We start from the raw sequence: 26154 nt of genomic DNA on the forward strand, positions 1-26154 counted from the left end.
CGAGCCGGTCGCGCTCTCATCCAGGGGATCCTGGGCGCGAACCGTCCAAGAACTCGATCGCCCCCTTCAAAGAACACGCTCACTGGCTGCCAGGTCGCATGCCCGCTCCGGACGTGATCGTGCCCACCGCTTTGAGGGTTCGAAGGACAGGGGCGGTTTCCAATGTGCGGATTGCCTTCACTGAGCCCAGGCCGTGGGTGAGGTAGTGGTAGAAGGCCGCGGTGTCCGAGCACAGGGCGTGAGCGACCAGGTTGGTGGGGCCGGTCGTGTGGGCCACGAAGGCGAGCTGGGTGTGGCGGGCCAGTGTGGTGGCCACTTCATCGAGATGGGCCGGGGTGACCGCCATCCACAGGAGGACCCTGGTGCTGCCGCCCAGCAGCGCGGAGTCGATCTCGACATCGAAGAAGATCGCCCCGCAGTCGCGGAGACTGTCCAGTCGGCGCGAGACCGTGGCGGGCGACCAGCCCGTGGTGACAGCGAGGTCGCCGACGCCGGTTCGGCCGTCTTGCCGCAGGGCGTCCATGAGGGCGCGGTCCGCGGGGGACAGCTGCATCTGCCGGTACTGCTCCGCAGCTGGGGACTCAAGACGTTCGGTGAACTTCGTGCCGCCCAGCAGGCGTTGCTGGCGGGGCGTGAGGGCGTTGGCGCTCATGCGCCAAGGGGTGCGCCAGCCGACGTAGGTGTGCAGAAGGTGATGGGCGGAGACCGCGGTCAGCCCGATGCTGGGCGGGAGTTCGTGGAGGAGAAGCGAGTGACCGTGTGATGTGCCCAGCGGGGTTTCGAGCACCGCGACGATCTCGGTACCGCCACCGGTGAGGTAGACCCACGAAGTGTCCTGGCGCCGGACCAGGGCGTGGGCGAGATCGAGGGCTGTCTCGGGCGCCGCAGTCAGGCGGAGCAGCCACATCTCCTGACCCGTCAGGTGCGGGGCGGGCAGACCGACGACGCGGAGCGCGGCACGGTCGCGGAGTCTGTCGTAGCGCCGGGAGACCGTCTGCGGGGATACGTCCAGGACGTTGGCTATTCGTGTGAAGGAGACACGTCCGTCGATGTGCAGCGCATGGATCAAGGCGCGGTCCAGGTCATCGAGCATGTGCATACCATCCTTCACGCACCACATGGCAAGGCGCGGCAAACCGTCGGCGCGGCGCCTGCACACGACAGTGCTCCGCTTGGTTGGGACCCGTGCGTTGCCGCGGCCCGGAGCGCCGAGGGGAAGCTGGTCCCCTCGGCGTGGGCGCGGGCGTTCACCGTTACGGAGTACGGGTCAGTTCCTGATCACAGACTTGCAGCGCATCAGGAATTCGGCGAGATAGCCATCGTGGGGCATTCCGGACTCCATCCAGAACGTTCGGTGATCGCCTACATAGACGTTGCTGATCGACGGCTCTTCCAGCAGCTGATCGACGAGCCGGACATCGTGGGTCATCGCCGTCAGGACGAGGCTGTTCTTCAGCGGTTCGATCCCGGTTGCGCGGGTCCACGGGGCGACCCACACGCAAGGGAAGGGCAGCTCGACGGAAGTCTGCGGGGCGTCAGGCCGGTCGAGTTGGTGGACGGCGGGCCGGAGTACGGCGCTGCCGTCCCCCAGTTCATCAGCGATGCCGTCGCCACCGAGCCACGGTTTGGTGTCTGCCGCCCTGTGGAGCAGATGTGCCTCAAGCGCCTTGGCTGTGGCGAGCGGTTGTACAGGGAACACTGCCGCGGGATCCTCCGGCGGCAGGCTGGCCACCGGGGAAAGGCGCTCGGTGAGTGCTTCGCAGAGCGGAGTCGGGTCACCCTCGACGAAGACAGCGGTGGTGTTGACACAACCGGTGCCGCCGTGGCCGCTCACAGAGTCGACGATGGTGTCGAGGTGGTCCCGCCAGTCCACATCCTCGGTCAGAAGGATCTTCGAACGGCCCGGGCCCTGCGGAAGGATCGAGAAGTCCGCGGAGTACTTGCGCACCACGTCCTGCCCGCCGTAGACCAGTCCCAGGTCGGATCCCCGCAGCACGGCGTCCGCGGTCGGATGGTCGGTCGGCAGCAGTGCCACATGGTCGTTGCCGAAGCCCGCGCTGCGCAGTGCGGTGATCAGGCGATGCGGGGTGAACGGCTCTCGCCGGGAAGGCCGGACCGCCACGCGGTACCCGAGCGCGAGCGCCTCTGGCCAGAGGCTGTGCGGGCCGGGGTGGTTGCCGGCCGCGTGCACCGCGAACACGCTTCCGCGCCGCGCCCACACCGCACGGCCGGTGCGGGTCAGGGGGTCGTTCCACCGTGTCACCGCCCCGGTGGGCCGGGCGTGCTCCACGCTGTAGTGGGCCTTCGTCATCCGATGTGCGATGGCCAGGGTGGTGGCCCGCACGACGGAGATCGGTATTCCTCCGACTCGGCTGACCTGATACTCGTACTCGTCGACCGACTGGCCGTCCAACGTGGCGGTCGAGAAGAGCTCGGCAGCACGGCCGATCATGCCGATCCGGTCATCGAGTGCGGGGGTGGTCGCTCGGTGCAGGGACTTCATCGTGCGCTCGACGAACAAGGACGGAACCAGACTCAAGTCGGCGACCTGCCGGCCCGCGACATCGTGGACGGCCATGCGGTTGCGGGCCCTGAACCGGCCCTGAGGGCCCAGGGCGTCAAGCTGTACGAGATCAGGAGAGGCCCCCGCCATCAGTAGACCCCCTCGATCACGGCCTTGTCCTCGAAGGTCGCGACCGGAGCGATGTCCGCCACCGCATCGCCGATCTGACCGGCGAGTGGCTCGATCCGGGTTGCCGTGTCCCGTTCCAGGTTGTTGGGCAGGAAGAACGACTTGCTGATGTGGTGGACGAGGACGCGGCCGCGATCGCCGTACGCTACCTGCCGGAGTGTCTCCGGATCGACGACCGAGAACGTCACGTACGGGCTGTAGGAGTCGAACACGCAACCGGAGTCCGCCGGAAGGCCCGGACGCTCGCCGGCGAATCCGAGGATCATCGTGCTGCCGTAGTTGCCGCACAGGACCGTCTTGGGGAAGACCTCGGTCTTGTACAGATACCGGGAGTCGGCGTCCAGCTGTGTGCCGCCCCAGCGGATCGCCCGGATCTTCTCGTTGACCAACTCGGCCAGGTCGTCCCGCCGCGCGAGGCGCTCAAGCAGTGGGGGCGTGATGGTCAGCACCTCGATGTCCTGGGTGCGCAGTACGAACGCGGCCTGGTCGACGAGGTGTTCGGCGTAGGCGTCGGCGTCAGCGCCTCGTCCACTGGAGATCAGCTTCTTCACCCAACGAGGGTCGAGATCGATGGTGAAGCCATGGCGGCCGTGGCTGGTCGCCGACCTGCGGAAGTACTCACCCACGATGTGCGGGCCGGTCGGAACGAGCCCGAGCCAGTTGGCTTGGGCGGGAAAACCGTGGGCGTCGAGGTTGGCGTTGCTCCAGTGGACCATGCGCTCCAGCCAGTCCTGGAGGAGGACGATCCGCTTGGGCGCCCCTGTGGTCCCGCCGCTTTCGAACACGCCGATGACATCCGGGTGTTGGCCGTAGCCTTGCGGGATCAGGTCCTCGGCACGGGCGTCGCGCAGTTCGGCCGTCACATCGGGGAACAGCCTGAGGTCTTCGTGGGTGCGGATGTCGCGGCGGGGATCAAAGGGCAGGGTCTGTGCCCGCTCCAGCCAGAACCGGGATCCTGTATCAGGGTCGAAGTGCCACTCCATGGCGGCCTGTATCAGCTCGTCCGGCTCTGGGCGGACAGCGAGGGGGAGGTCGAGGACGTGCGTGGTGGCTCGCGACACGGGGGCTCCTTCTCAGCGTGTGACGTGAGGGTGGTGCGGTCGGGCAGGGCGTGGAGCCTTCGCCCGACTCACCGTAGTCGTGTACGAAAGAGGATTGGAGCTACAGCTCGACGATGGCGGCGCCGATGTGCCGCCCCTCGATCACGTCCAGCAGTGCTTGAGGGGCGTGCTCGATGCCCTTGATCCGAGCGTGGGGGAAGACCGGTTCGCCCGCTCGGAGCCAGGCACCGAACGTCTCCGTCCACTCCGACTCGTCGTCGAAGTCGTCCGAGCTGAAGCCGCGCAGCACGATCCTCTTGCGGATGAGCGGCATGGAGTCCAGCTGGACAGGTGCCGTGGTGCCGCCGCTGTGTTCGGAGAGCTGTCCGGCCAGGGCGCCGATCAGGACGAACCGGGCGCCCGGACGTGCGGCCTCCACGGCAGCCTGCAACTGTTCGCCTCCGACGTTGTCGAAGAAGACGTCGATGCCCTCCGGTGCGGCCTTCGCCAACTGTTCGGTGAGTGGTGCGCCACCGCGGATGATGACCTCGTCGTAACCGAGCTCCTTCACGAGGCGGTCGGCCTTCTGCCGCGAGCTGGTGCTGGCAATGACACGGCCTGCCCCCAGCCGCTTGGCGATCAACCCCGCCATCGCGCCGATCCCGCTTCCGCCCGCTGAGACGAACACCGTGTCCCCGGGGCGGAGTTCCACCCCCCGTGTCAATGCCGCATAGGCGGTCCAGCCTCGCTGAAGATGAGTGATGGGGTCGGGAAGCGCCTCACTGTCCAGGCGTACGCACTCGCCCGTGGGGACGACGGCGTACTCGCGCCAGCCCAGCCCGTGCGAGACGAGATCCCCTGGCTGCAGCGAGCTGCTCTCCGGTGCACGCACAACTTCGCCGATCGCTGCCCCGACCAGCGGGTCGCCGGGGCTGAGCACGGGGAACGGTGTGTCCTGAGTGACGCCCGTAATGAGCAGGCGCAGCGTGGCGAAGACTTGGAAGAAGTGATTGCGGACGAGTACCTCGCCTTCCCCCGGCGAGGGCAGCGGCGTCTCGACGACACCGAGGTGTTCCAGCCGCGGTAGCCCGTCGGGCCGGGCCACGAGGCGGACTTCTTTCTGGGTAGCGGGCAGGGCTGCCATGCACCCTCCTGAACAGGAAGAACGTAGGGATATGAAGCCCTGGTGCACACGCGGTGACCAAGGGATCCCAGCGTGGAGTGATCACACCCGGAAACTCCAGCTCTCACCGCGCACTGGAACATTTCTTCCATCCCGGGCGGCTGACTGAAGGAAGCTCACGCTCTCCTTCGGCTGTCTCGCCCCCCTGCACGGCGCCGCGCAGGGAGTAAGGGCAACAGGTCGTTGCGTGGGAAATCCACACGCCCGGCGCCCTTGATGGAAGGAATCTTCCAACTCTGCGCTCCGGCTGGAGCCTCTGTGCCGATCCTTCCACGCTGGCTCATGGTCGGGCCCGATGACCTTGTCCGGAGGTTCGGCTCGATGTGTAGACAACGGTGGAGAGGAACTCCGATGACTGCTGAGCGTGTACTTGTGCCGTCTTCCACAGAGTCGTACCGATGGCGGTGGCTGGCGCTCGTCGCCCTGCTGCTCGGTGAGGCCATGAACCTTTTGGACGCGACCATCGTGCAGGTCGCCGCGCCGACGATCCATGCCGATCTGGGTGGGTCCGTGTCCGACATCCAGTGGTTCACGACGGCCTACACCCTTCCGTTCGCGGTGCTGCTGATCACAGGCGGCAGGCTGGGCGACATCGTTGGCCGACGGCGGGTGTTCGTCATCGGGGTCGCCGGGTTCATGCTGGCGTCCATAGCGTGCGCCGTGGCTCCCTCGGCGGGCTTCTTGATCGCCTTCCGCGTGGTGCAGGGGGCAACGGCGGCCGTGATCATTCCCCAGACCATCGGCCTGATCAAGACCATGTTCTCCGGTGGCGAGATGTCGAAGGCGCTGGGCAGCATCGGCCCCGTGATGGGGCTGGCCGCCGTCTGCGGTCCGGTGCTCGGCGGTGTCCTGACCCATGCCGACCTCTTCGGTTCGTCGTGGCGAGCCGCGTTTCTGGTCAACATTCCCGTCTCCTTGGTGGTGCTTGCCATCAGCCCCAAGCTGCTGGAGAACCGCGCGCCGAACCGCCCCACTCTCGACCTGACCGGCACACTCCTGGCCATGATCGGCATCGGGCTCATCGTGTATCCCTTGATCGGGGCAGGCAGCGGATCGATGTCCGGGTGGAGCTGGGGCGCCATCGCGGCGGGTCTGATCGTGATGGCGGTGTTCGGGCTGCATCAGCGCGGTGTTGTCGGCAGGGGCCGCAGCCCCCTGGTGGAGCCGAGTCTGTTCACTCACCGGGGCTTCTCTGCCGCTCTCGTGACGTCGGCGTCCTTCTTCGCGGTGACCAATGGACTGATGACGGTCATCGTGCTGCAACTTCAGCTGGGGGTCGGCACTGATGCCCTCAAGGCGGGACTGACGCTTGCTCCGTGGTCGGTGGGACTGGCACTGGCGTCGTGGGTGGCGGGCGCACATCTGGCCCAGCGCTACGGGCACCGCCTGATGCCCCTGGGCCTCGTGGTCCTTCTGGTCGGAGCGCTGGGCGCCATCGCCGTCTACCATGCGGCGGACCCCACGGACTACCCCAAGCCGCTGCTGATGGCGCTGGCCGTCGTCGGCCTGGGTGTCGGGCTCTTCACTCCTGTCTTCTTCACCATCGCCCTGAAGCCGCTGCAGCCCCAGGAGATCGGGTCGGCGGCCGGACTGCTGAATGCCGTCCAGCAGCTCGGAGCCACACTCGGCGTCGCCGTCCTGGGCAGCGTCTACCTTGACAACGCGGAGCCCGGCGGGCCTTCGGAAGCCCTGCACGCAGTCCAGATCGCCTTCTGGGTCGCTGCCGCGCTCGTGGTGGTGAGCTTCGTCGGCAGCAGGCTGATGATCGAAAAGGAGGCGTCGGACACAGCCGGGACGCAACGGTGAGCGAGCCACGTGCCTGAACAGTTCCTGCGGCGGCCGCGCGGCCGCCGCTTCGGCATGTGCGGACGCGCCGGTCCTCACGGCCGTACGCGCCTGCCCGCTGCCGACTGCCGGCTACGAGCGAGTTCCGTGATCATCGGGCTCGCCGCCTTGACGTTCTGGAGCACTGGACTGGTCTCGAGGGTCTGGATCGCATCGAGGGAGCCGAGCCGCCGGGCGAGGTAGTGATGGAGGTCGGAGGGGTCGCTGCACAGGGCCTGAGCCACGAGGTTGGTGGGGCCGGTGGTTGCGGCGACGAAGGCGAGTTCGTCATGGCTCGCCAAAGTCGTCGCCACGTGTTCCAGATGTGCGGGGCTCACCGACATCCACAGCAGCGCCCTGGTATTGGCGCCGAACAGCCCGGTGTCGACCTCGACATCGAAGAAGATGGCTTCGCCGGCCTGCAGGTCGGCCAGGCGGCGCGCGACGGTGACGGGGGACCAGCCAGTCGCCTGGGCAAGTTCCGCATGGCTGGCACGCCCGTCCTTCTGCAGCGCGACCAGCAAGTCCGTGTCACTCTCGCCGAGTTGACGAGGGACGGGGACGTAGGCACTGTCCGCTGTCTCGTGCGATCTCAGGATGCGCTGCTGCTCTTCGGTGAGGGTGTCGGCGCTTCGGCGCCAGTTGGTGGGGCCTCCGAGGTACATGTGCAGGAGGCAGTACGCGGACACAGCGGTGATGTTGTTGGTACGGGGGATGTCGCGCAGCAACAAGGAGTTGCCGACGGCATCGTTGGTAGGAGTGTGGATGACCGCCACGATCTCGGTTCCGCCAGAGGTGAGTTTGACCCATGACGTGTCGGGTCGACGGGCCAGGGCGTGCGCCAGGTCCTGCGCGGAACTCGCGGCGGCGGTGAGTCTGACGAGCCACTGGGTCTGACCGGCTCGGTGGGGGTCCGCGAGCCCGACGACGCGCAGCGACGCCTCGTCACGCAGGCGTCGGTAGCGGCGGGCAATGGTCTGGGGTGAGACGTCGAGCGCGACAGCGATCTGACTGAACGGCGCGCGGCCGTCTATGTGCAGCGCGTGGATCAGCGCACGGTCCAAAGTGTCGAGCATGCACACATCCTTCAACGGGGGCCTGCTCAGTGGAATAAAGTTGAAGATAGCGCAGTGAACACTATCATCGCAGCCGTAGAAGCCCACAGAATTCCATCAGTTCACCGGTCAAGCAAGAACGCTCTCGTATAGTCGATGCGCATAGTGAACACCGTCGCACGCGTGCCATGCTTCAAGTGGATGCTCAGGCCAATGAGTTAGCGCTAAGGGCGCTCGCCTTTGCGTTGAATTTAACTGTTTCTGGGGAGGATTTTATGGGGGAGCTGAAGTCGCCCTCGGTCGGCGTCGGGCAGACTGCATTGTTCGTCGCGTGGATGCGGCAGCTGGAGAGCGACCGTCCCGACGCGCTGTTCCGGGATCCGCTCGCCGCCACGATGCTCTCGACCCTGGCGAAGGACCCGGTACTGGCGGACGTGGCCGAGGTCATCAAGCAGACCCACAACAGCGCACGCGGCTTTCCCGCGTACTTCGCGGTGCGCACACGGTTCTTCGACGATGAGGTGATCGCCGCGACCCAGCGGGGGGTCCACCAGGTCGTCACGCTGGCCGCCGGCGTGGACGGTCGCACCGTCAGGCTGGATCTGCCGACCGGGACGCGCTGGTTCGAGGTGGAACTGCCGGAGATGACGACGTTCAAGGACGCTCTGATCGAACGGTCCGGCCTCCCCCTTGCGTGCGAACGCCACGGGGTGGCGGCTGACCTGAGGGAGGACTGGGAATCGCCGCTGCGGGCTGCTGGGTTCGATCCGTCGCAGCCCACGATCTGGTTGATCGAGGGCCTCTTGATGTATCTGACAGATGTGGCTGGTGACGCGATTCTGGCCGATCTCACCAAGCTGTCCGCCCCCGGGAGCCGGCTCATGCTGGAGCACCTCAAGGCGGCCATGCTCGGGGAAGAGGGCAGGCCCGTGCGTGAGCGGGTCGAGGAGCAGGGAGCTTCTTGGCTCTCCGCCCGCGACGACCTGAAGTCCTGGATGGGCGGTTACGGCTGGCAGACGGAGGTGTACGCGGGCGACGATCCGCGGATCGGACACGGGCGCACGGTGGCGCCGCTTCCGGCGTGCTGGCTGGCCAGCGGTTCGCTCGCCGACCCGGATACCGCTCCCTCGGTCTGATGGGAAATCCCCAGGACCGGCAGTAGGCCACAGGTGGAATTAGCAATTCCACTCATGGCGTTGCCGGCAGAGGATTCAAATTGATGGTGGGGTCAACGCGCCCCCTCGCGGCATATGCCTCTCGGGCATCCTCAGGTTACGAGCCGGGTGTGCCCGCGTTGCCCGAAAATACCGGAGAGTTAAGCGCCGATTCACTGACCGGTCCGGCGGGGGGCGCCCGCGCGAAGAAATCCGCGGCTGCCCTGCGGCCGGTCGGTTCAATTCTGGCCGCCGTCCGAAGCAACCGCGGTCCGGATCGTCTCCCCAGCCCCACACCGCACCACATCTCCCGAGCACAGTGGAGGACACGCATGCCTGACGACACCGCGCATCCGTACGACCCGCGGGAGCATCGGTTACCAAGGAGTGGCCGCTCCGGCGGGACTGGGCCGGGGACACCGGTCGGCCATTGCGTAGTGCTGGGGGCCAGCATCGGTGGCCTGTTCGCCGCACGAGTGCTGTCCGACACGTTCGACAGAGTGACGTTGATCGACCGGGACGCGTTGGCAGAGTCGGAGGAGAACCGGCGCGGAGTGCCCCAGGGGCACCACGCGCACGCGATACTGCCCGCCGGCACGAAGTGGCTCCAAGAGATGTTTCCCGGTCTGCTGGAGGACTTCGAAGCGGACGGAGTGCCAGTGGTCCGAGAACCCACTGAAATGCACTTCGCGCCAGGGGGCCACCTCCTCAGCCAGGAGGGCCGCTACGCGGACCCCATCCCCACCTACCAGCCGAGCCGCCCCCAGCTGGAGGGGCAAGTACGGGCTCTGGTGCGGGCGTTGCCGAACGTCGAGATCGTGGATCGTTGTGAGGCGGCGGGACTCATCAGTGCCCCAGACCGCCGTCGCGTCGTCGGTGTCCGCGTCGTGCACCGCGACAGCGGAGCGGAGCAGGAACTCACCGCAAGCCTTGTCGTCGATGCGACCGGTCGAGGCGGACGTACGACTCGATGGCTTGATGACCTGGGCTACGACCAGCCACAGGAAGACCGGCTCGCGATCGACATCAAGTACGTCAGCCGGAACCTGAGGGTGGCGCCGGGCGCCCTCGGCAGCAGGAAGGTCGTCATCGTCGGAGCCTGCCCGGGACGGCCGACCGGCGCGACCTTCCTTCAGCACGGAGAAGACCACTGGATGCTGACGCTGATCGGCTACGGCGGGCATCACCCGCCCACCGACCCGAGCGGGTTCCTGGACTTCGCCAAACCCATCGTTCCACCTGACGTCTTCGAGGTCCTCTGCGCTGCTGAGCCGCTCGACGACCCGGTCGCGCACCGCTACCCGGCGAGCGTGCGCCGCCGCTACGAGCGGCTGGCACGTTTCCCCGACGGGCTGTTGGTCTTCGGGGACGCGATCTGCAGCTTCAACCCCGTGTATGGCCAGGGGATGTCGGCGGCCGCCCTGCAGGCCGGGGCGCTGAAGGAAACTCTGGCGCAGGGCGGGGACCAGCTGCCGCGTCGCTTCTTCAAGACGGCCGCACGGCGCATCGAGGTCGCCTGGCGGATGGCCGTCGGCAGCGATCTCTCACTTCCCGAGGTGGCCGGCCCGCGGCCCCTTCCGGTGCGCATCAGCAATGCGTACTTCGGCTGGTTGATGACCGCCGCGGAACGCGACTCGGCGCTGACCCAGGAGTTCGTGAAGGTCAGTTCCCTGCTTTCCCCTCCCACGATTCTACTCAATCCGGCCACGGTCGGGCGGGTTGTCGTCGGAAACCTGCGCCGCCGATGGAAAGCAGAGGCGAAACGACAGGCGTAACGCCGTTCCTCGACATATCGAACAGCAAAAATCGCGAACACGGCGTGAAAGTCGCCGTGCGGGTGAGTCATGCTCTTTTCGCGATTCATTGGATCGCCTGTAAAGTGAAAATTTTCCTTGACCTCGACGTTTTCGAGGTCATAGCGTTCTGGAGCCGAGAAACCGAAGGGAATGATTCGGAATGTCAAATCCGGTGGTTGGTACCGACGCGCAGGCGCAGGCCCCTGACCATGTCGAGCTCGTGAAACGAGCCGAAGGTTTGCGGGAGCTGCTCTGGGAAGACTCTGCCGAATGTGAAACCGAGCGTCGCATTTCAGCGCGTGTGATGTCGGCCATGACGGAGGCGGGCCTGCTGCGGTTGATGACGCCACGGCGGCACGGAGGCTACGAGACGGATATGCGCACCCTGCTCGAGGTCGCCATCACACTCGGCCGTGGATGCTGCTCCGCAGCTTGGATCGCCGGCGTTCTGAACGCCGGGAACTTTGTGGCATCCCTCTTCCCTCCGGCTGCCGGCGACGAGGTGTGGGGTGAGGATCCCGACGCCCGGTGCGCTCTGGTGCTGGGGCTGCCTGCCAAGGACGTCGAGCCGGCCGACGGCGGCGTCGTCGTCAGCGGCGAGTGGGGCTACGTCTCCGGCTGTCTGCACGCCCAATGGGTCAGCGCCCTGATCGCGGTTCCCACCGGCGACGAACGGCCCGAAATCCAATTCGCTCTGATGCGCGCGGACGAGGTCCGCATCAAGGACACCTGGCACTTCGCCGGGATGAGGGGCACCGGCAGCAACACCGTCGTCGCCGACCGGCTGTTCGTGCCGAACCACCGGCTGGTGCCCTACGTGCCCATCCTCAACGGCGAGACCGACGGGGTGGTCGACCCGGATCTGCCCTACCGCAACAGCCTGACCGGCCTGTTCGCCATCGGACTGACCGGGTCGCTGATCGGCGGGGCCGAAGCCGCCCTGGCCTACGTCCGCGACCAGGCCCCCACCCGCCCTGTCGCGGGCTCCACCTATCGCGACCAGACCGAGTCGCCGACCTTCCAGCTCGACCTCGCCGACGCCACTTGGAAGATCGATACGGCCAAGCTGATCGCCACCCGCATCGCCGACACGGTTGATCAGTACGCCCATGCCGGCACCAACACGGATCTGACCGTGCGAGCGCGTAACCGGCTGGAGTCCGCCCAGGTCGGGCGACTGTGTCGAGAGGCTGTCGGCACCTTGCTGACCGCCTATGGCTCCTCCGCCTTCAACGAGGCCAACCCGCTCCAGCGGCTCTGGCGTGACATCAACGTCGGCAGCCGCCACGCAGGCTTCGGCATGGGCATCCCCGAGCAGGTCTACGGCCGTGCCCTCGTCGGCCAGGACCCCCGCGACATCAGCTTCATCGTCTGACCTGCGACGTGAACCCCTCGGCCCCATCCCTCCAGCCAGCAGAGGACACCATGGCAGAGCCCCGAATACCCACCGACGAGACCCCGCTGCGCGCCCATAACCGCGCCATCGTCGAGCAGTACATGAGCACCCGCGGTGAAGATCGGCTCCGGCGGCACCTTCTCTTCACGGAGGACGGTGTCGGCGGACTGTGGACCACGGAAAGCGGGGAACCGATCGTCATCCGAGGCCGCGATCGGCTGGGCGAGCATGCCGTCTGGTCCCTGAAGTGCTTCCCCGACTGGGCCTGGATCAACATCGAGGTCTTCGACACACAGGACCCCAACCGCTTCTGGGTCGAGTGTGACGGTGAGGGAAAGATCCGCTTCCCGGGATACCCCGAAGGGCACTACCGAAATCATTTCATTCATTCCTTCCTGTTCGAGGACGGGAAGATAAAGCAGCAGCGCGAGTTCATGAACCCGTGTCAGCAGTTCCGCTCGCTGGGAATCGACGTCCCGCACGTCGAGCGTGAGGGAATCCCCACCTGAGAGACTGTCCGCTTAAGTGCGGGACCGTCATGAATCGGCCGTAAATTCTCCTCTCCGCCTCACGGGGGCACAGTCGTGGGACATGTAGTAAGCGGCACCCATAAATCGAAAGCCCTACAACAGCCCGAATGGAACGATCTTTCACAGGTCCAGCGTGTGAGGGAAATTCTCAGCTCCCGTCCGCCTCTGGTCCGTATGGAGGACGTCCAGACGCTCAGGTCGTTGCTCGCGTCCGTCGCTGCCGGCGAAGCGCACGTGGTGCAGGCGGGAGACTGCGCCGAGGACCCGGAGGAGTGCACCGCCGAGCACGTCCGGCGAAAATCCGCCGTGCTCGACCTGCTGGCCACCACGCTGAAGATGGTCACCGGCAAGCCCGTCGTCCGGGTGGGACGCATAGCAGGACAGTTCGCCAAGCCGCGCTCGAACTCCTTCGAGCAGGTCGGCGACCTGGTACTGCCGGTGTACCGCGGACACATGGTCAACAGTCCGGAGCCCGACCTGGAGAGCCGGCAGCCCGATCCGCTGCGCATCCTCACCGGATACATGGCGGCAGGCGACATCGTGGAACACCTGGGATGGCGTGCCCCGGCTCTCCGCGCGTGGCCGAGCATCGAACCCCTGGTGTGGACGAGTCACGAGGCACTTCTCCTGGACTACGAAGTCCCGATGATCCGAGAGATCGGTGACGGCAGGCGCTGGCTCGGCTCCACGCACTGGCCCTGGATCGGCGAGAGGACCCGCCAGCCGGACGGCGCCCATGTCGAGTTGCTCGCCGATGTCGTCAACCCTGTGGCTTGCAAGGTCGGTGTGACCATGACCACGGCGGAGATCACCTCCCTGTGTGAGCGCCTCGACCCGCTCCGGGAGCCCGGCCGTCTCACTCTGATCGCGCGAATGGGTGCCGACGCGGTCAGTGACCGTCTGCCTCCGCTGGTGGCGGCAGTCCGTTCTGCGGGGCATCCCGTGATCTGGCTGTGCGACCCCATGCACGGCAACACCGTCACCGCCCCCGGCGGCAGGAAGACCCGCTTGCTGACCACTCTGGCCCGTGAGGTCGCCGGGTTCTGCCGCGCGGTGGCGGCGGCGGGCGGCGTAGCCGGCGGTCTCCACTTGGAGACCACTCCGGACGAGGTGACCGAGTGCGTCGCCGATACCTCCGCGCTCGGATCGGCCGACGGCAGGCACACCACCCTCTGCGACCCTCGCCTCACCTCACGACAGGCCGTCTCCCTGGTCACCGCCTGGTCCGACGCCCCGTGAACACCAACGCTGACTCGGCCACACCGTCTGGAAGGAGCCACTCGATGGCCGGCTTACCTCCCATCGCTACCTACCCCCTGCCCACCGCTGAGAGCCTGCCGGAGAATGTGGCGCGCTGGACGCCGCGGCCGGAACGTGCAGTCCTCCTCGTCCACGACATGCAGCGCTACTTCCTCAACACCTTGCCGGACCCCTTGCGCTCCGAGCTCGTCCACAACGCGGCCACGCTGCGCAAGCGCTGCGCGGCCCTCGGGGTGCCGGTGGCGTACACCGCACAGCCCGGCCGGATGACGGACGAGCAGCGCGGGCTCCTGAAGGACTTCTGGGGGCCAGGCATGCGCACCGACCCGGCCGACCGGGAGGTGACGCCGGAACTGGCCCCGGCCGACGGCGACTGGACGTTCACGAAGTGGCGGTACAGCGCGTTCCACCACTCGGACCTGTTGGAGCGCATGAGGGCCGCGGGCCGCGATCAGCTCATCCTTTGTGGCGTCTACGCGCACGTCGGTGTTCTGGCAACGGCGCTCGAAGCCTTCACCAACGACATCCAGGCATTCCTGGCTGCCGACACGCTGGGCGACTTCTCCGAGCATCATCACCGGCTCGCACTGGGCTACGCGGCGCAGCGCTGCGCGATGGTCGTTCCGTCCGGGGATGTGTTCGCGTGAGTGGCCGAGACGGCGACGACCTGCTCGCCGGCATCCTGAGCCTGGAGCCGGACGCCTTCGCTCTGCTGCACCGGCCAGAGTGCGGGACACCGAACATGGTCGACGTTCTGGTCGGAGACGTCACGCTCCCCGAGACGCTGGCGGACATCCCGCTGTCCGAGGTGGACGACGACTCGTCCGGGGCCGGACATGAGGTCCTGGTCGTGGTGCCGTATCGGCAGATCGCTGAGCGCGGCTTCACAGTGCCCGACGACGGCTCACCGGCCATCGCTCTGTCGGTCACCGGTCAGGCCAGGGTGCCCGTGCCCGAGATCCTCGTACGGCTGCCCGGCACTCCGGCGCGCGTGACGTCCCACGGCTTCGACGTGGACGACGACCAGTACGCCGCGACCGTGCGACGTGTCATCACGGACGAGATCGGCACGGGGGAAGGCGCCAACTTCGTCATCAAGCGCTCTTTCGTGGCCGACATCAGCGACTACTCCCTCGACAGCGCGCTGGCGTTCTTCCGGCGCCTGTTGGAGCGTGAGCAGGGCGCGTACTGGACCTTCCTCATCCACACCGGCCAACGCACCCTCGTCGGCGCCACACCCGAGCGCCACATCTCCGTGAACCGCGGCACGGCCGTGATGAACCCGATCAGCGGCACGTACCGATATCCACCTGCCGGGCCCACGCTGCAGGGCGTCACCGCGTTCCTCGCGGACCGCAAGGAGACAGACGAGCTGTACATGGTCGTCGACGAGGAACTGAAGATGATGGCCCGCATCTGTGAGAACGGTGGCCGCGTCCTGGGCCCGCACCTCAAGGAGATGGCCCGGCTGGCCCACACGGAGTACTTCATCGAGGGACGGACCGACCGCGACGTACGCGAGATCCTGCGCGAGACGATGTTCGCCCCCACGGTCACGGGCAGCCCGCTGGAGAGCGCGGCACGCGTCATCCGGAAGTACGAACCCGAAGGCCGCGGCTACTACAGCGGCGTGGCCGCGCTGATCGGCCGGGACGCCAACGGTGAGCGCTCACTCGACTCGGCCATCCTCATCCGCACCGCGGACATCGACACACACGGCCGGGTACAGATCGGAGTGGGCGCCACGCTGGTGAGGCACTCCGACCCGGCCTCAGAGGTCGAAGAGACACGCGCCAAGGCCTCCGGACTCCTCGCCGCGCTGGAAGCCGGACACCCCCGCAGTCTGGCAACACATCCTGACGTCCGTGCGGCCCTCAGCCGTCGCAACACCGGCATCGCCCAGTTCTGGCTGCAGGAGCACACCGGCCGCCGGCCCGCCGTCACCGGGCTGGCCGGGCTGAAAGCCCTGATCATCGACGCGGAGGACACCTTCACGGCGATGATGCGACACCAACTGCGCGCGCTGGGACTGTGGGTGTCGGTCAGCCGCTTCGACGAGCCCTATGGGCTCGGCGGCCACGACCTCGTGGTGATGGGGCCCGGCCCAGGAGACCCGCGGGTCGCCGGAGACCCCAAGATCCGTCATCTCCGTTCGGCGATCGACGGCCTTCTGGAGCGGCACCAGCCGTTCATCGCCGTGTGCTTGAGCCACCAGGTGCTCAGCCTGTCCCTGGGCCTCGACCTCGTCCGCCGGGATGTCCCGAACCAGGGCGTGCAGCGGGAGATCGACCTGTTCGGTTCCCGTGAACACGTGGGCTTCTACAACACGTTCGCCGCCCACAGTGCCGAGGACAAGATCGAGATCGAGCGGATCGGGCTTGTGGAAGTGAGCCGTGACCAGGACAGCGGCCACGTGCACGCACTCCGCGGCCCGGGTTTCGCCTCGATGCAGTTCCACGCCGAGTCGGTCCTGACCGTCGACGGTCCGCGCATCGTCGGGCAGGCCATCCGGGAGGTGCTCGGCCGTGCGGGTTGACATCGCCTGGTGGGAACTCGACGGTTCCCCGCAGACCATCGACTCCCTGCGCGAGCACCTGCGGGACGAGGCCGTCGACGCCTGGCGCGAAGTCCCGGGCCTGCGGCTGAAGTTCTGGATGGCGGACAGGCAGCACAACCGCTGGGGCGCGGTCATGCTCTGGGAGTCGGACCGGCCGGCCGGCCTCCCGCCGAACCGCGCCGCGGAACTTATTGGACGCCTACCCGACCACCGGACCAGGTTCGACGTCGAGGCCACGGTCGAGGGAGCGTACGCCACCCACGAACTGGCGGACCTGGGGCCCGTGTTCGCATCAGTGGTGGCGACCACCACATCCGTCCACAGGGGAGGAGCATCATGCACGAGTACGTAGTCGTGGACGCTTTCGCACGCCGCCCGCTCGAAGGCAATCCCGTAGCCGTCTTCTTCGACGCCGCCGACCTGACGGCCGAATCGATGCAGCGCATCGCCAGGGAGATGAACCTCTCCGAGGTCACCTTCGTCCTGCCGCCCGAGCAGGGCGGCGACGCCCGGATCCGCATCTTCACTCCGGTCAACGAGTTGCCGTTCGCGGGGCATCCCATGCTCGGCACAGCGGTGGCCCTGGGACAGACCCTGAAGAAGCAGCAGCTTGTGCTGGAGACCGCCATGGGGCTCATCCCGTTCCAGCTGGGCGACGACGAGGGCATACCGACAGTGCGGATGGAGCAGCCGATACCCACCTGGGAGCCGTACGAGCACACCACGGAGCTCCTGGAGGCACTCGGCGTCCCGAAGTCCACGGCACCGGTTGAGATCTACCGCAATGGCCCTCGGCACGTCTTCGTGGGGCTCGACAGCATCGCCGCGTTGTCGGCCCTCACGCCGGACCACAGAGCCCTCGGCCAGTTCCCGGACATGGCAGCCAACTGCTTTGCGGGGGAGGGCGTCCACTGGCGGGCACGCATGTTCTCGCCCGCCTACGGGGTGGTCGAGGACGCCGCGACGGGATCGGCCGCCGGCCCCCTCGCCATCCACCTGGCCCGACACGGCCTCAGCGCGTACGGCGAAGGGCTCCAGATCCTCCAGGGGGTCGAGATGGGCCGCCCCTCTCTCATGCTGGCGACCGCGGAAGGCGCGGGGGAACACGTCCGGAGCGTGCAGGTCGGCGGCCACGGAGCCATCGCGGCGCGCGGCGCCCTCTACGTCTAGCGAGGACCACGTGAACACCAGCCAGTTCGAAAGCCTCACCGGCGAGGTCGACATCGACTTCCCCGAATACGAGCACCCACCGTCCGACCCCATGCCGCTCGTCCGCCAATGGATTGTCGAGGCGACCGCGCGCGGAGTGCGGGAACCCCGTGCGCTCGCCCTGGCCACCGCCGACACCAGAGGGCGAGCCTCCAACCGCATCGTCGCCATCACCGACGTCAGTGACCGCGGGTTGGTCTTCGCCACCCACAGCACCAGTCAGAAGGGCGTCGAACTGGCCGCCACCGGATGGGCCTGTGGCCTGCTCTACTGGCGGGAGACCGGCCAGCAGCTCATCCTCTCCGGCCCGGTGTCGCAGCTCGGCGACGCCGAATCCGATGCCCTCTGGTTCGGTCGGCCGATCCCCATGCACTCCATGTCCACGGTCTCCCGGCAGAGCACACCGTTCGAAGACATGGCGGCCGTGTCGGCACTGCGCGCCGAAGCGGCCCGCCTGGGAGCTCCCGGCACCCCCCTGCCCCGCCCCACCGCGTACGTCGGGTACCTGCTGGCGCCGACCGTCGTGGAGTTCTGGTCCGCGGACTCCCAGCGGCTGCACCGCAGGCTGCGCTACGACCGACAGGGCCATGGCTGGCGTACGAGCCGCCTCCAGCCCTGATCCGCGACGAACCCGGAGATGACACGATGGACCACACAGCCCTGACACAGGCAATGGCCAGGGTTCCCGGACCGGTGACCGTGGTGACCACGATCGACGGCGCGGGCAAGCGCTGGGGATTCACCGCCAACTCGTTCAGTTCCGTCTCCCTGGACCCGCCCCTCGTCCTGGTCTGCCTGAACAAGACCGCCAGCACGCACGAGGCGTTCACGTCCACCGACCGTTTCCTGATCAACGTCCTCGCATGCGGTCAGGACATGGTCGCGCGACGCTTCGCCGAGTCAGGGGTCGACCGGTTCGCCGCAGGTGACATGGAAGCCTGTGAACTGGGACTGCCCGGTTCGCACGACGCCTGCGCCCGAGTCGCCTGCACGATGCACGCCATCATCGACGCCGGCGATCACAGCATCCTCATCGGCCGAGTCGTGGACACCCACGCGGACGACCGGACGCCGCTGGTGTACTACAACCGGGCGTTCGCGTACCCGGCCGACGGTGCTCTCGTGGCGAGAGACGAGGAACCGGCCACGGTCCTGCACCTGGCGGACTGGTGAGCGCCGCCATGGAGCGCGACGTGAAGGTCGCCGTCGTCTACGAGTCGCACCGCCGCGACGGACTCAGTCCCGCAGGACGGGCGGCCGCCTGCGGACGATGTGATCGCTGGGCTGGGGCGAGGTGGAGGGTCGCCCAGTCTTCTTGTACGCCCACGACTTCCCGACAGCGGCGGCGTCCTGAGTGAAGCCCACCTCATGACGGTGGAGCGGATCACGGCCATGGCCATGGCCATCGCGTCCCGAGCCCCTCTGGTCTCGCTGAACAGCGTGGCCGGAGACCGTGTCGGGGAGAACGTCCCGCCCGCCGCTTATGGGGGCTTCTTCCGGCGCATCGCCCATGCGTGTGGGGTCATCCCACGGGTCGGCGTCCTGCTCGCCGCCAGATGCGGCAAGTCGCCTCGGTGGACGGCACGGCCCCGCAGCGCGAGATCATCTGCACACTCGTGCGCCTGGACGGCCACGTCGTCGGCCTGGTGATCAACCAGCACCGGCTGCTCCAAGGCGGGCTGAACGCTGAGACCTGCGGGTCGGTGGCGAGATTCGTGCGCTTCTGCGATGCCTTTGGTATTCCCCTCGTCACCTTGACCGACAGGCCTGTCGAAGCCCCTGATTCCTCGCCTCGGTTCGAGGATCTGCGAGACAGCGCCGACCTGCTGTACGCCTATTGCCACGCGGCGCCGACCTCACCTATGCGTGGCCCTCTGGAGGGTCTACCGGGCCGGGAAAGCCCTCGACATCCCCGTGGGTCCCCCGAGAGCTGCAGGAGGAGCACCGTTGAGCAGGTTGCGCCGGCTGACCGCAGGGGAGTCGCACGGAGCCGCACCTGTGGCGGCGCTGAAGGGGCTTCCCGCCGGCATTCCGATCACCACGGAGATGGTGGCGGACCACCTGGCCCGGCGGCGTCGACCCGGAGATCCTCAAGGACATGGTGCGTAATGCACCGCTGACACGGTCCGCGGCCGGTCACGCGGACCTGGCGGGCATGAAGAAGTACGGGTTCGACGAGGCGCGGCCGATCTTGGAGCGGGCCCCGGCCCGCGAGACGGCCGCCCGGGTTGCATCGGGGGCGATCGCACATTCGTACCTCAAGGAGGCTGTCGGCATCGAGACCGTCAGCCACGTGGTCGAGCTGTGCTCCGTGAAGGCACCGCAGGGTGTGTACCCGACGCGGACACGTCGAAGGCGGTGGTGGCCGAGGTCGACCAGATACACAAGGACGGCGACACCTTCGGTGGTGTGGTCGAGGTGCTCGCCTACGGGGTGCCGATGGGTCTTGGCTCAGATGTGCACTGGGACCGCAAGCTGAACGCCCGCCTGGCCGGAGCTCGCATGGGCATCCAGGCGGTCAAGGGCGTCGAGATCGGTGACGGGTTCGAGCCCACACGGGTGCCCGGGCTCGAAGGCGCACGACGGGATCGTCAAGACCGACGAGGGCATCCGCCGGGTCTCCGGGCGCGTGGGTGGTACCGAGGGCGGTCTGACCGCGGGTGAGCTGCCGCGCGTACGGGCGGCGATGAAGCCGATCGCGACCGTGCCGCGCGCTCTGAACGTCGGTGTCGCCACCGGTGAGGCCCGCGGCCCACCACCAGCTCCGACGTGTTCGCGGTGCCGGCCGCCGGGATCGTGGCCGAGGCCATGGTGGCCCTCGTCCTCGCGGACGCGGTGGCCGAGAAGTTCGGCGGTGACAGCGTGCCCCGACCCCGCCGCAACGCGCAGGCGTACCTCGACAACCTCCCCATCCGGTGACCGGGTCGCAGGTCGTCCTGGTCGGCCCGATGGGGGTGGGCAAGTCGACGAGGGCGAGGTGTACCTCCGCGCGCCGGGGAAGACCACGGTCGCGATGGCGCCGGCCGAGCACGAGGGTGGTCTCGCGCTCGCCGGCGGCGCGATCCTCGACGCCGACACCCGGCCCCGGAAGCAGTGGCGGGGTTGATGAAGGCACGTCGCCATCTGTACACGGAAGTCGCCCAAGCCGTCCTCGACGCAAAGATATTGAGACGGGTGGGGCACCAACCCTCGGTCAACCTGGGATGTGAAGCCGTGACTGAATTCGACATGGCCGACACAACTGATGGAAGGAATACGCGAGTTGCGGGTTCTCGCTGGAATTGGGCTGCGGGGCACCGCCACGCTGGTCGGGCTGGGCCTTGAAGCAGGTCGGCCCATGGCGACGTAGAGCGATTGCTGCAGTGTGAGGAGAGAACGATGAAGATCACCCGTCACCTTCCGGGCGCACCGTGCTGGGCGGATCTCGACACCCCCGATGTCGCTTCGGCGCGCACCTTCTACAGCTCCCTCTTCGGGTGGGAGCCCCTCGAGCTTCCGGGCGGCTACGTGAACTTCACTCTTCGGGGCGAGAAGATCGTCGGCGCGATCAAGCTCAAGGAGGGCGAGGAGCATTCGGCAGGCTGGAGCGTCTACTTCATGACGGATGACCTGTTCAAGACGACGACAGCGGTGGAGGACGCTGGAGGCAAGGTGGTCAGCCCTCCGAGGAAGGTGTCGGTGGCCGGCAGTGCCGCCGTCTACGCGGCTCCTGACGGGGCGGTCTTCGGCGCGTGGGAGCCGGACAAGCACCCCGGTTCCGGCCTGATGCGCGAACGTGGCACACCGTCCTGGTTCGGATTGAGCACTCCGGACGTCGGTGGTTCCGCGTCGTTCTATGCGCAGGTCTTCGGCTGGACGATCGAGCCCTCGGAGGCTGACGGCGTCATTCAGGCTGCTGCGGCCGGTGACGCAACGCAATTCGGCGGCATCACCGACGGGCCCGCCGGCTCGGCAGGCTGGAGCCTGCACTTCGGCGTCGAGGATGTCGATACGGCGTCGGCCGCAGCGGTCTCCCTGGGGGGCACGCTCGTCTCCGCTCCCACGAACACGAGCGGCGGCGGCCGTGTCGCCGTACTGAAGGACCCGTCCGACATCACCTTCGCGCTGGTCGCCCGAGTCTGACGAAGACCCTGAGTAGTTTCTTGGCTACGGACAGCAGGACCTCCTGGCGCGCGGGCGGCATAGCCGACTCGAGCTGCCAGGAGGCCCCGCCGTCCGAGCTGCCCCGGGGTCAGTCGGCCACGGCGACGATGACACTCGAGGGTGCCGAAAGCGCCACCGTCTCCGCGTGGCGCAGCCCGGCTGCCTTGAACAGGCTGACGAACTCGGCTTCCGTGCGTTCACGGCCCGGGGTGAGCGCCATCATTACGATGTCCAAGAACTTCCCGGGATGCGGGACATCCCCCTGCGGGATCACCGGATCGAGGATGACGATCCGGCCGGAGGGGTCCATGACCGCACGGATGTTCTTGAGCACGGTGATTGCCTCTGCGTCACTCAACTGGTGAATCACATGGGAAATCACGTAGGCGTCGGCACCGGCGGGCACAGAGGTCAGGTAATCACCGCCGGCTGTCTCGGCGCGGTCGATGACACCGGCTTCGGTGAGCACTTCGGTGGCCCCCGAAACAACCGGGGGGAGGTCGAACACCACGCCCCGCATTTCCGGGTAGCGCTCGAGGATTCGAGCCACCAGGTAGCCGTGGCCGCCGCCGATATCCACAATCTGCCGAATCCCGGACAGGTCATAGGCCTCGACTGCGACACCCTGGAGGTGACTGACGATCTCCCCCATCGCGTTGTTGAATATCTGGTCCAGCTCAGGACGCGCTGTCAGATACGAGAACAGGTCGGTGCCGTGTACGTGCTCGAAAGCGCACTCTCCCGTCCGGATGCTGTAGCCCAGAGCGGCGTACGCCTGCTGCAGCGCGGGCTGTCCCTCATACCGGAAGTGGTCCCGAAGCGAACCCGGGATGTCCGAGCGCAGAGTCTCAGCCATGGTGTTGAGCGCGAAAATGCTAGGGGCCACCTCGGTGAACACCCCTCGACTGGCGATTGCCCGCATCGCGCGGTACAAGGTACCCGGATGTGCGTCAACTCGCTTGGCGATCTCGTCGACCGGCAGCGGACCCGCGGTGAGCTGATCGGCAACGCCCAGCTCGGCCACAACGTACAGCAGATGGGCCAGCCTCAGGCCGTTCTGAAAATCCAGCATGCGCCCCTTTGCGGCATCCAGACTCAGCTCGTTGTCGGCGGCGATATCGGCGGTCACTCGATCACTTCCGTTCGTAGTCGTCGCGGTCTTCGCACGTGCCGTCGGCACACCCAGTTCACTTCAGATGGCTGAGTGAAAGAGAGACCTGGGGTGCAGTCTCCGTTCAGCGGTTCAGCTGTTTGTGGGTGCCTGCGGCCGAGCGGTGAACTGAGGGAATTCTCTGGGCCTGTTCGGTGGCGACGGTAGCGCGCGCAGAGGAATCTTCAATTTTGTGCCACGAAGCAGTCCTTCGCTGAAGGATGCGTGCATGTTCGTCGATCGGAACCATGCCCTTCGTAAGGCGATCTCTTTCGGTGAGAGGTCGTGGTGGCGGTGCTTGAGTGCGTCGAGTGTCCAACGGGCGTGGCTCGCGGACATGCCCGGTCCAGCCGGCACGAGTTCTGTCCTGTGCGGTGGATGCCCCGACGGGCCGTTACGCGACTCTCGGTCCCGGGAGTCTTGTGGGTGCCGTAGTGTCCACGATCAGGTGGATCTGCAGGTGCCCCGGCATCTCCTCGTCGATGCGGATCAGGAACTTCTTGAACTCCGCTGCCCGGTGCTGGCGGTGCAGGGCGCTGATGACCGCGCACTCGGGCGGGTTGAAGTACAGGAGGACGACGTCGTAGACCTTCTCCATGAACAACGGATCCGTCGGCAGCTTGAATGCACGATCCGCGCGCGCAGGGCAAGCGCCTGTGCCGACGACGCCCGCCGCGTCCACCGCTCCAACGCCGCCCGCGCCTCATCAGAGAGCAGCAACGGTAACGGACGCCCGCAGGGCCAGCCGGTCAAGCTGTACGCGGCCTCCAGCGCATACACGCCCTGGGTCTCGACCGAGGGTCTGCAGTTCGGACGGTCGAAGGTCGGCGGCGCCTGGGGTGAAAACTTCATGGGCCGGCTCGATGAAGTCAACGTCTGGCAGCGCGCGCTGACCGGTGACCAGCTGCGCCAGGACGCGGGCCTGGAGACCGACAGTGTGCCCGCGACCGAGCTGGTCGGTTACTGGGACTCCGCCACCGCGGAGAACGGCAAGGTCGCCGAGTCCACCTCGTACGCAATCGGCTCGATGGACATCTCGACCACCGGCGCGGTCGTGGACCCCGACGACAAGGAGCTCGAACTCGACGGCAGCTCGGGCTACATGTCCACCACCGGCCCGGTGGTGGACGAGACCGGTTCCTTTACGGTGACCGCCGGCGTCAAGCTGGACGGTGCGAAGTTCGCGGCCATGAAGGTCGGCTCCCGCGCCCAGGTCTTCGGTCAGTCCACCCCGGACGGCAAGGAGTCGTCGTGGGCGCTGTGGGTGGAGAAGGTCTGGGCCGACGGCTACCTCTGGCGCTAGGGCGGCTTCGGCAACACGCACCTGTACCTGAGTGAGACCGAGCAGGCGCAGGAGGACGGTGCCGCCTTCCCCGCGATCGAGCAGGGCGGCGGTGAACTCGCCGCCGGGCGTGGCGGGGCCGGTGGGTTCAACGGGCACTACCTGCCCGCCTCCCTGGACGAGGTCCGGGTGTGGACCGGGGCTATGACCGCCGACCAGGTCCGCTCCAAGGTGCTGGGCGCGCGCCCGGCGACGAGTGACGGACGCCGGGGGCACGCACACGCGGGCCCCCGGCTCCGCCCCGACGGGCCCAACGCCCGCATACACGCATTCAGCCAGTGGCACCCGACGGCGGTGTGGAGCAGATCCATGCCTCTGGGTCGCCACGCATTGGCCCCTGCCCTGACGTCGCCGTCCTGGTGAGGGCCGCAGATTCTGCAAAAGCCGGAACTCCGGCCATGGGTGGGGACGGCGACCGCCGTGACCAGCACCAGCGCCTACGGGGGCGCACCCCGATCCACTGGGCCGCCCCGACCTGAAGACGCTCAAGTCGGCCGACGTGTCGCCCTTCAAGGCGAAGACGGACAAGAAGACGGCTGCCCGAATGGCGAAGGCGGCGCAGGCCGACCGGGACGCCGTGCGGCGTGCCCACGCCGACGCGCGGAGGTGACGGGTCCTGCGACCGGTGGCAGAGCCGAACTCGGCATCCGCTACGGGAAGTTCGCCACGGCCTACGGCGGCGACTGGGCAGGCCGGCTGCAGGTCGCCCGCATCTCCGACTGTGCGCTGCGCTCGCCCGAGGCGGCCAAGTGCCACAAGGCGGAGCCCCTGCCGTCCGTGAACGAGCGCGGCGATCAGCGTCTCGCCACCCAGTTGGACTTCCCGACCACTGCCCCGGCGGCCAAGGGCGCGGCCCCCAGCGCGCGCTCCGGCACCGGCCGGACGCTGCTCCTGGCGGTCTCCGCCGGTACGCAGTCCGGTGGTGGTGACTTCAAAGCGACCCCGCTGACCGCCTCGTCCACCTGGGAGGCAGGCGGCAGCGCGGGAACCTTCACCTGGTCGTACCCGCTACAGCCGCCGGCGCCGGCCGCCGGCTCCCAGCCCGCCCTGGACATCTCCTACAACTCCTCCAGCGTCGACGACGAGGACAAAAAGTACGACCTGTACTGGAAGTACGACAATGCCTCGGTGGAACCTCGACTATGTGGAGGGCACCCACGGCAACGCGATGAGCTACTGGTATGAGGAGTTCGAATCCTGCGCGGCCGAACATGTGGCGCTTGAACATCTTGATCCTGTGGTCAAGGCCCTCCACGACTCAGGAAGGTTTCTTCGCCAGGATCTTGCAAGATGGATAGGGTCACCGCATGGGGCGCTTGAGGCCGATCGAACCGTTGACGGAGCCGCTCGCGGATGGGGTGGTCGCTGTGAGGTTCCGGCGTGAGTCAGATCTGCATGCGATCGGGGCGGCAAGCCATGACTCCGATACGCGTCGATGGCTCAACGACACACCCATGGATGAGGCTGCTCGCAGTACGAGTATGTCCCGGGTCGAAGAAGCATGGCGAACCGGACAGGCAGCCCCACTGGTGATCGCCGACGTCACGACAGAAGAACCCACCGGGATCATCAACCTGCAGTTCCGGGCCGATGACGTGGCAACGATCGCTTACAGCGTGTTCCCTGCCCATCGCGGCCGGGGCATCGCCCCACGGGCCGTGCAATTGGTCGTGACATGGGCCCTGCGTGAGCTCGGGTTGACCCAGGTCCTGCTTGAGGCCGCCGCGGAGAACACGGCCTCGATCAGGGTGGCCGAGAAGTGTCAATTCCAGAGGATCGCCAGCCGGATTTAGGCCGGCGCGGAGGGCCACCACACGATGATC

General features: G+C 67.3%; 23 protein-coding genes and 4 pseudogenes. 20 read left to right on the plus strand and 7 right to left on the minus strand.

Going from position 1 to position 26154, the window contains the following annotated elements; genetic code table 11:
* Positions 1–79: 79 nt before the first annotated feature.
* From ACWDVB_RS18160 to ACWDVB_RS18175, 4 genes are all read right to left on the minus strand, one after another.
* On the minus strand, positions 80–1093 hold the full coding sequence (locus ACWDVB_RS18160; RefSeq protein ID WP_451515909.1) for an Lrp/AsnC family transcriptional regulator: 1014 nt from the start codon (positions 1091–1093) through the stop codon (positions 80–82).
* Between the two features lie 174 nt (positions 1094–1267).
* Positions 1268–2578, minus strand: a complete 1311-nt coding sequence (locus tag ACWDVB_RS18165; protein WP_451515908.1) for an aldehyde dehydrogenase family protein — start codon at positions 2576–2578, stop codon at positions 1268–1270.
* Between the two features lie 74 nt (positions 2579–2652).
* Positions 2653–3753: a phenazine antibiotic biosynthesis protein gene (locus tag ACWDVB_RS18170; RefSeq protein WP_451515907.1), complete on the minus strand. Its 1101-nt coding sequence runs from the start codon at positions 3751–3753 to the stop codon at positions 2653–2655.
* 100 nt (positions 3754–3853) lie between these two features.
* Complete coding sequence (locus ACWDVB_RS18175) at positions 3854–4876, minus strand: MDR family NADP-dependent oxidoreductase (RefSeq protein WP_451515906.1); 1023 nt, start codon at positions 4874–4876, stop codon at positions 3854–3856.
* 390 nt (positions 4877–5266) lie between these two features.
* On the opposite strand from ACWDVB_RS18175, the gene ACWDVB_RS18180 reads away from it, so the two are divergent.
* Positions 5267–6721 (plus strand): MFS transporter, encoded by a 1455-nt coding sequence (locus ACWDVB_RS18180; RefSeq protein WP_451515905.1) that lies wholly within the window; start codon positions 5267–5269, stop codon positions 6719–6721.
* Positions 6722–6795: 74 nt separating this feature from the next.
* On the opposite strand, the gene ACWDVB_RS18185 is transcribed toward ACWDVB_RS18180, so the two are convergent.
* Positions 6796–7815, minus strand: a complete 1020-nt coding sequence (locus ACWDVB_RS18185; protein ID WP_451515904.1) for an Lrp/AsnC family transcriptional regulator — start codon at positions 7813–7815, stop codon at positions 6796–6798.
* Positions 7816–7991: 176 nt separating this feature from the next.
* On the opposite strand from ACWDVB_RS18185, the gene ACWDVB_RS18190 reads away from it, so the two are divergent.
* The 16 genes and pseudogenes from ACWDVB_RS18190 (at position 7992) to ACWDVB_RS18265 (ending at position 21818) form a co-directional block, all read left to right on the plus strand.
* A complete protein-coding gene (locus ACWDVB_RS18190) occupies positions 7992–8930 on the plus strand; it encodes an SAM-dependent methyltransferase (RefSeq protein ID WP_451515903.1) in 939 nt (312 codons plus the stop codon).
* 350 nt (positions 8931–9280) lie between these two features.
* On the plus strand, positions 9281–10723 hold the full coding sequence (locus ACWDVB_RS18195) for an FAD-dependent oxidoreductase (RefSeq protein ID WP_451515902.1): 1443 nt from the start codon (positions 9281–9283) through the stop codon (positions 10721–10723).
* A gap of 181 nt (positions 10724–10904) precedes the next feature.
* Positions 10905–12119: an acyl-CoA dehydrogenase family protein gene (locus ACWDVB_RS18200; protein WP_451515901.1), complete on the plus strand. Its 1215-nt coding sequence runs from the start codon at positions 10905–10907 to the stop codon at positions 12117–12119.
* A gap of 50 nt (positions 12120–12169) precedes the next feature.
* On the plus strand, positions 12170–12649 hold the full coding sequence (locus ACWDVB_RS18205; protein ID WP_451515900.1) for a PhzA/PhzB family protein: 480 nt from the start codon (positions 12170–12172) through the stop codon (positions 12647–12649).
* 75 nt (positions 12650–12724) lie between these two features.
* Positions 12725–13909: a 3-deoxy-7-phosphoheptulonate synthase gene (locus ACWDVB_RS18210; RefSeq protein ID WP_451515899.1), complete on the plus strand. Its 1185-nt coding sequence runs from the start codon at positions 12725–12727 to the stop codon at positions 13907–13909.
* A 44-nt stretch (positions 13910–13953) separates the two neighbouring features.
* A complete protein-coding gene (locus ACWDVB_RS18215; protein WP_451515898.1) occupies positions 13954–14577 on the plus strand; it encodes an isochorismatase family protein in 624 nt (207 codons plus the stop codon).
* The gene (locus tag ACWDVB_RS18220) at positions 14574–16466 is read left to right on the plus strand and encodes a chorismate-binding protein (protein ID WP_451515897.1); all 1893 of its coding nucleotides are present in this window, start codon (positions 14574–14576) and stop codon (positions 16464–16466) included. Before ACWDVB_RS18215 ends, ACWDVB_RS18220 begins: the two co-directional genes overlap by 4 nt.
* Positions 16456–16839, plus strand: a complete 384-nt coding sequence (locus ACWDVB_RS18225) for a hypothetical protein (protein WP_451515896.1) — start codon at positions 16456–16458, stop codon at positions 16837–16839. Before ACWDVB_RS18220 ends, ACWDVB_RS18225 begins: the two co-directional genes overlap by 11 nt.
* The gene (locus tag ACWDVB_RS18230; RefSeq protein ID WP_451515895.1) at positions 16824–17657 is read left to right on the plus strand and encodes a PhzF family phenazine biosynthesis protein; all 834 of its coding nucleotides are present in this window, start codon (positions 16824–16826) and stop codon (positions 17655–17657) included. The genes ACWDVB_RS18225 and ACWDVB_RS18230 overlap by 16 nt, the downstream gene beginning before the upstream one ends.
* Before the next feature lie 10 nt (positions 17658–17667).
* A complete protein-coding gene (phzG, locus tag ACWDVB_RS18235) occupies positions 17668–18315 on the plus strand; it encodes a phenazine biosynthesis FMN-dependent oxidase PhzG (RefSeq protein WP_451515894.1) in 648 nt (215 codons plus the stop codon).
* Positions 18316–18341: 26 nt separating this feature from the next.
* A complete protein-coding gene (locus ACWDVB_RS18240; RefSeq protein WP_451515893.1) occupies positions 18342–18869 on the plus strand; it encodes a flavin reductase family protein in 528 nt (175 codons plus the stop codon).
* 84 nt (positions 18870–18953) lie between these two features.
* Positions 18954–19346, plus strand: a pseudogene (locus ACWDVB_RS18245) (carboxyl transferase domain-containing protein); the annotation flags it as partial.
* Positions 19253–19528 (plus strand): annotated as a pseudogene (locus tag ACWDVB_RS18250) (carboxyl transferase domain-containing protein); the annotation flags it as partial. The pseudogenes ACWDVB_RS18245 and ACWDVB_RS18250, both read left to right, overlap by 94 nt.
* Before the next feature lie 115 nt (positions 19529–19643).
* Positions 19644–20615 (plus strand): annotated as a pseudogene (gene aroC, locus ACWDVB_RS18255) (chorismate synthase).
* Positions 20616–20658: 43 nt separating this feature from the next.
* Positions 20659–20849 (plus strand): annotated as a pseudogene (locus ACWDVB_RS18260) (shikimate kinase); the annotation flags it as partial.
* A gap of 225 nt (positions 20850–21074) precedes the next feature.
* Complete coding sequence (locus ACWDVB_RS18265; protein WP_451515892.1) at positions 21075–21818, plus strand: VOC family protein; 744 nt, start codon at positions 21075–21077, stop codon at positions 21816–21818.
* Positions 21819–21927: 109 nt separating this feature from the next.
* Here the strand turns inward: ACWDVB_RS18265 and ACWDVB_RS18270 are convergent, their stop codons facing one another.
* On the minus strand, positions 21928–22968 hold the full coding sequence (locus ACWDVB_RS18270) for a methyltransferase (RefSeq protein WP_451515891.1): 1041 nt from the start codon (positions 22966–22968) through the stop codon (positions 21928–21930).
* Positions 22969–23383: 415 nt separating this feature from the next.
* A complete protein-coding gene (locus ACWDVB_RS18275; RefSeq protein WP_451515890.1) occupies positions 23384–23587 on the minus strand; it encodes a hypothetical protein in 204 nt (67 codons plus the stop codon).
* 252 nt (positions 23588–23839) lie between these two features.
* On the opposite strand from ACWDVB_RS18275, the gene ACWDVB_RS18280 reads away from it, so the two are divergent.
* From ACWDVB_RS18280 to ACWDVB_RS18290, 3 genes are all read left to right on the plus strand, one after another.
* Positions 23840–24292 (plus strand): hypothetical protein, encoded by a 453-nt coding sequence (locus ACWDVB_RS18280; RefSeq protein ID WP_451515889.1) that lies wholly within the window; start codon positions 23840–23842, stop codon positions 24290–24292.
* Between the two features lie 645 nt (positions 24293–24937).
* A complete protein-coding gene (locus ACWDVB_RS18285) occupies positions 24938–25516 on the plus strand; it encodes a hypothetical protein (RefSeq protein WP_451515888.1) in 579 nt (192 codons plus the stop codon).
* A 122-nt stretch (positions 25517–25638) separates the two neighbouring features.
* Complete coding sequence (locus ACWDVB_RS18290; protein WP_451515887.1) at positions 25639–26124, plus strand: GNAT family N-acetyltransferase; 486 nt, start codon at positions 25639–25641, stop codon at positions 26122–26124.
* The last annotated feature ends 30 nt before the right edge of the window (positions 26125–26154 follow it).

This window comes from Streptomyces sp. NPDC003379 (assembly GCF_053589195.1).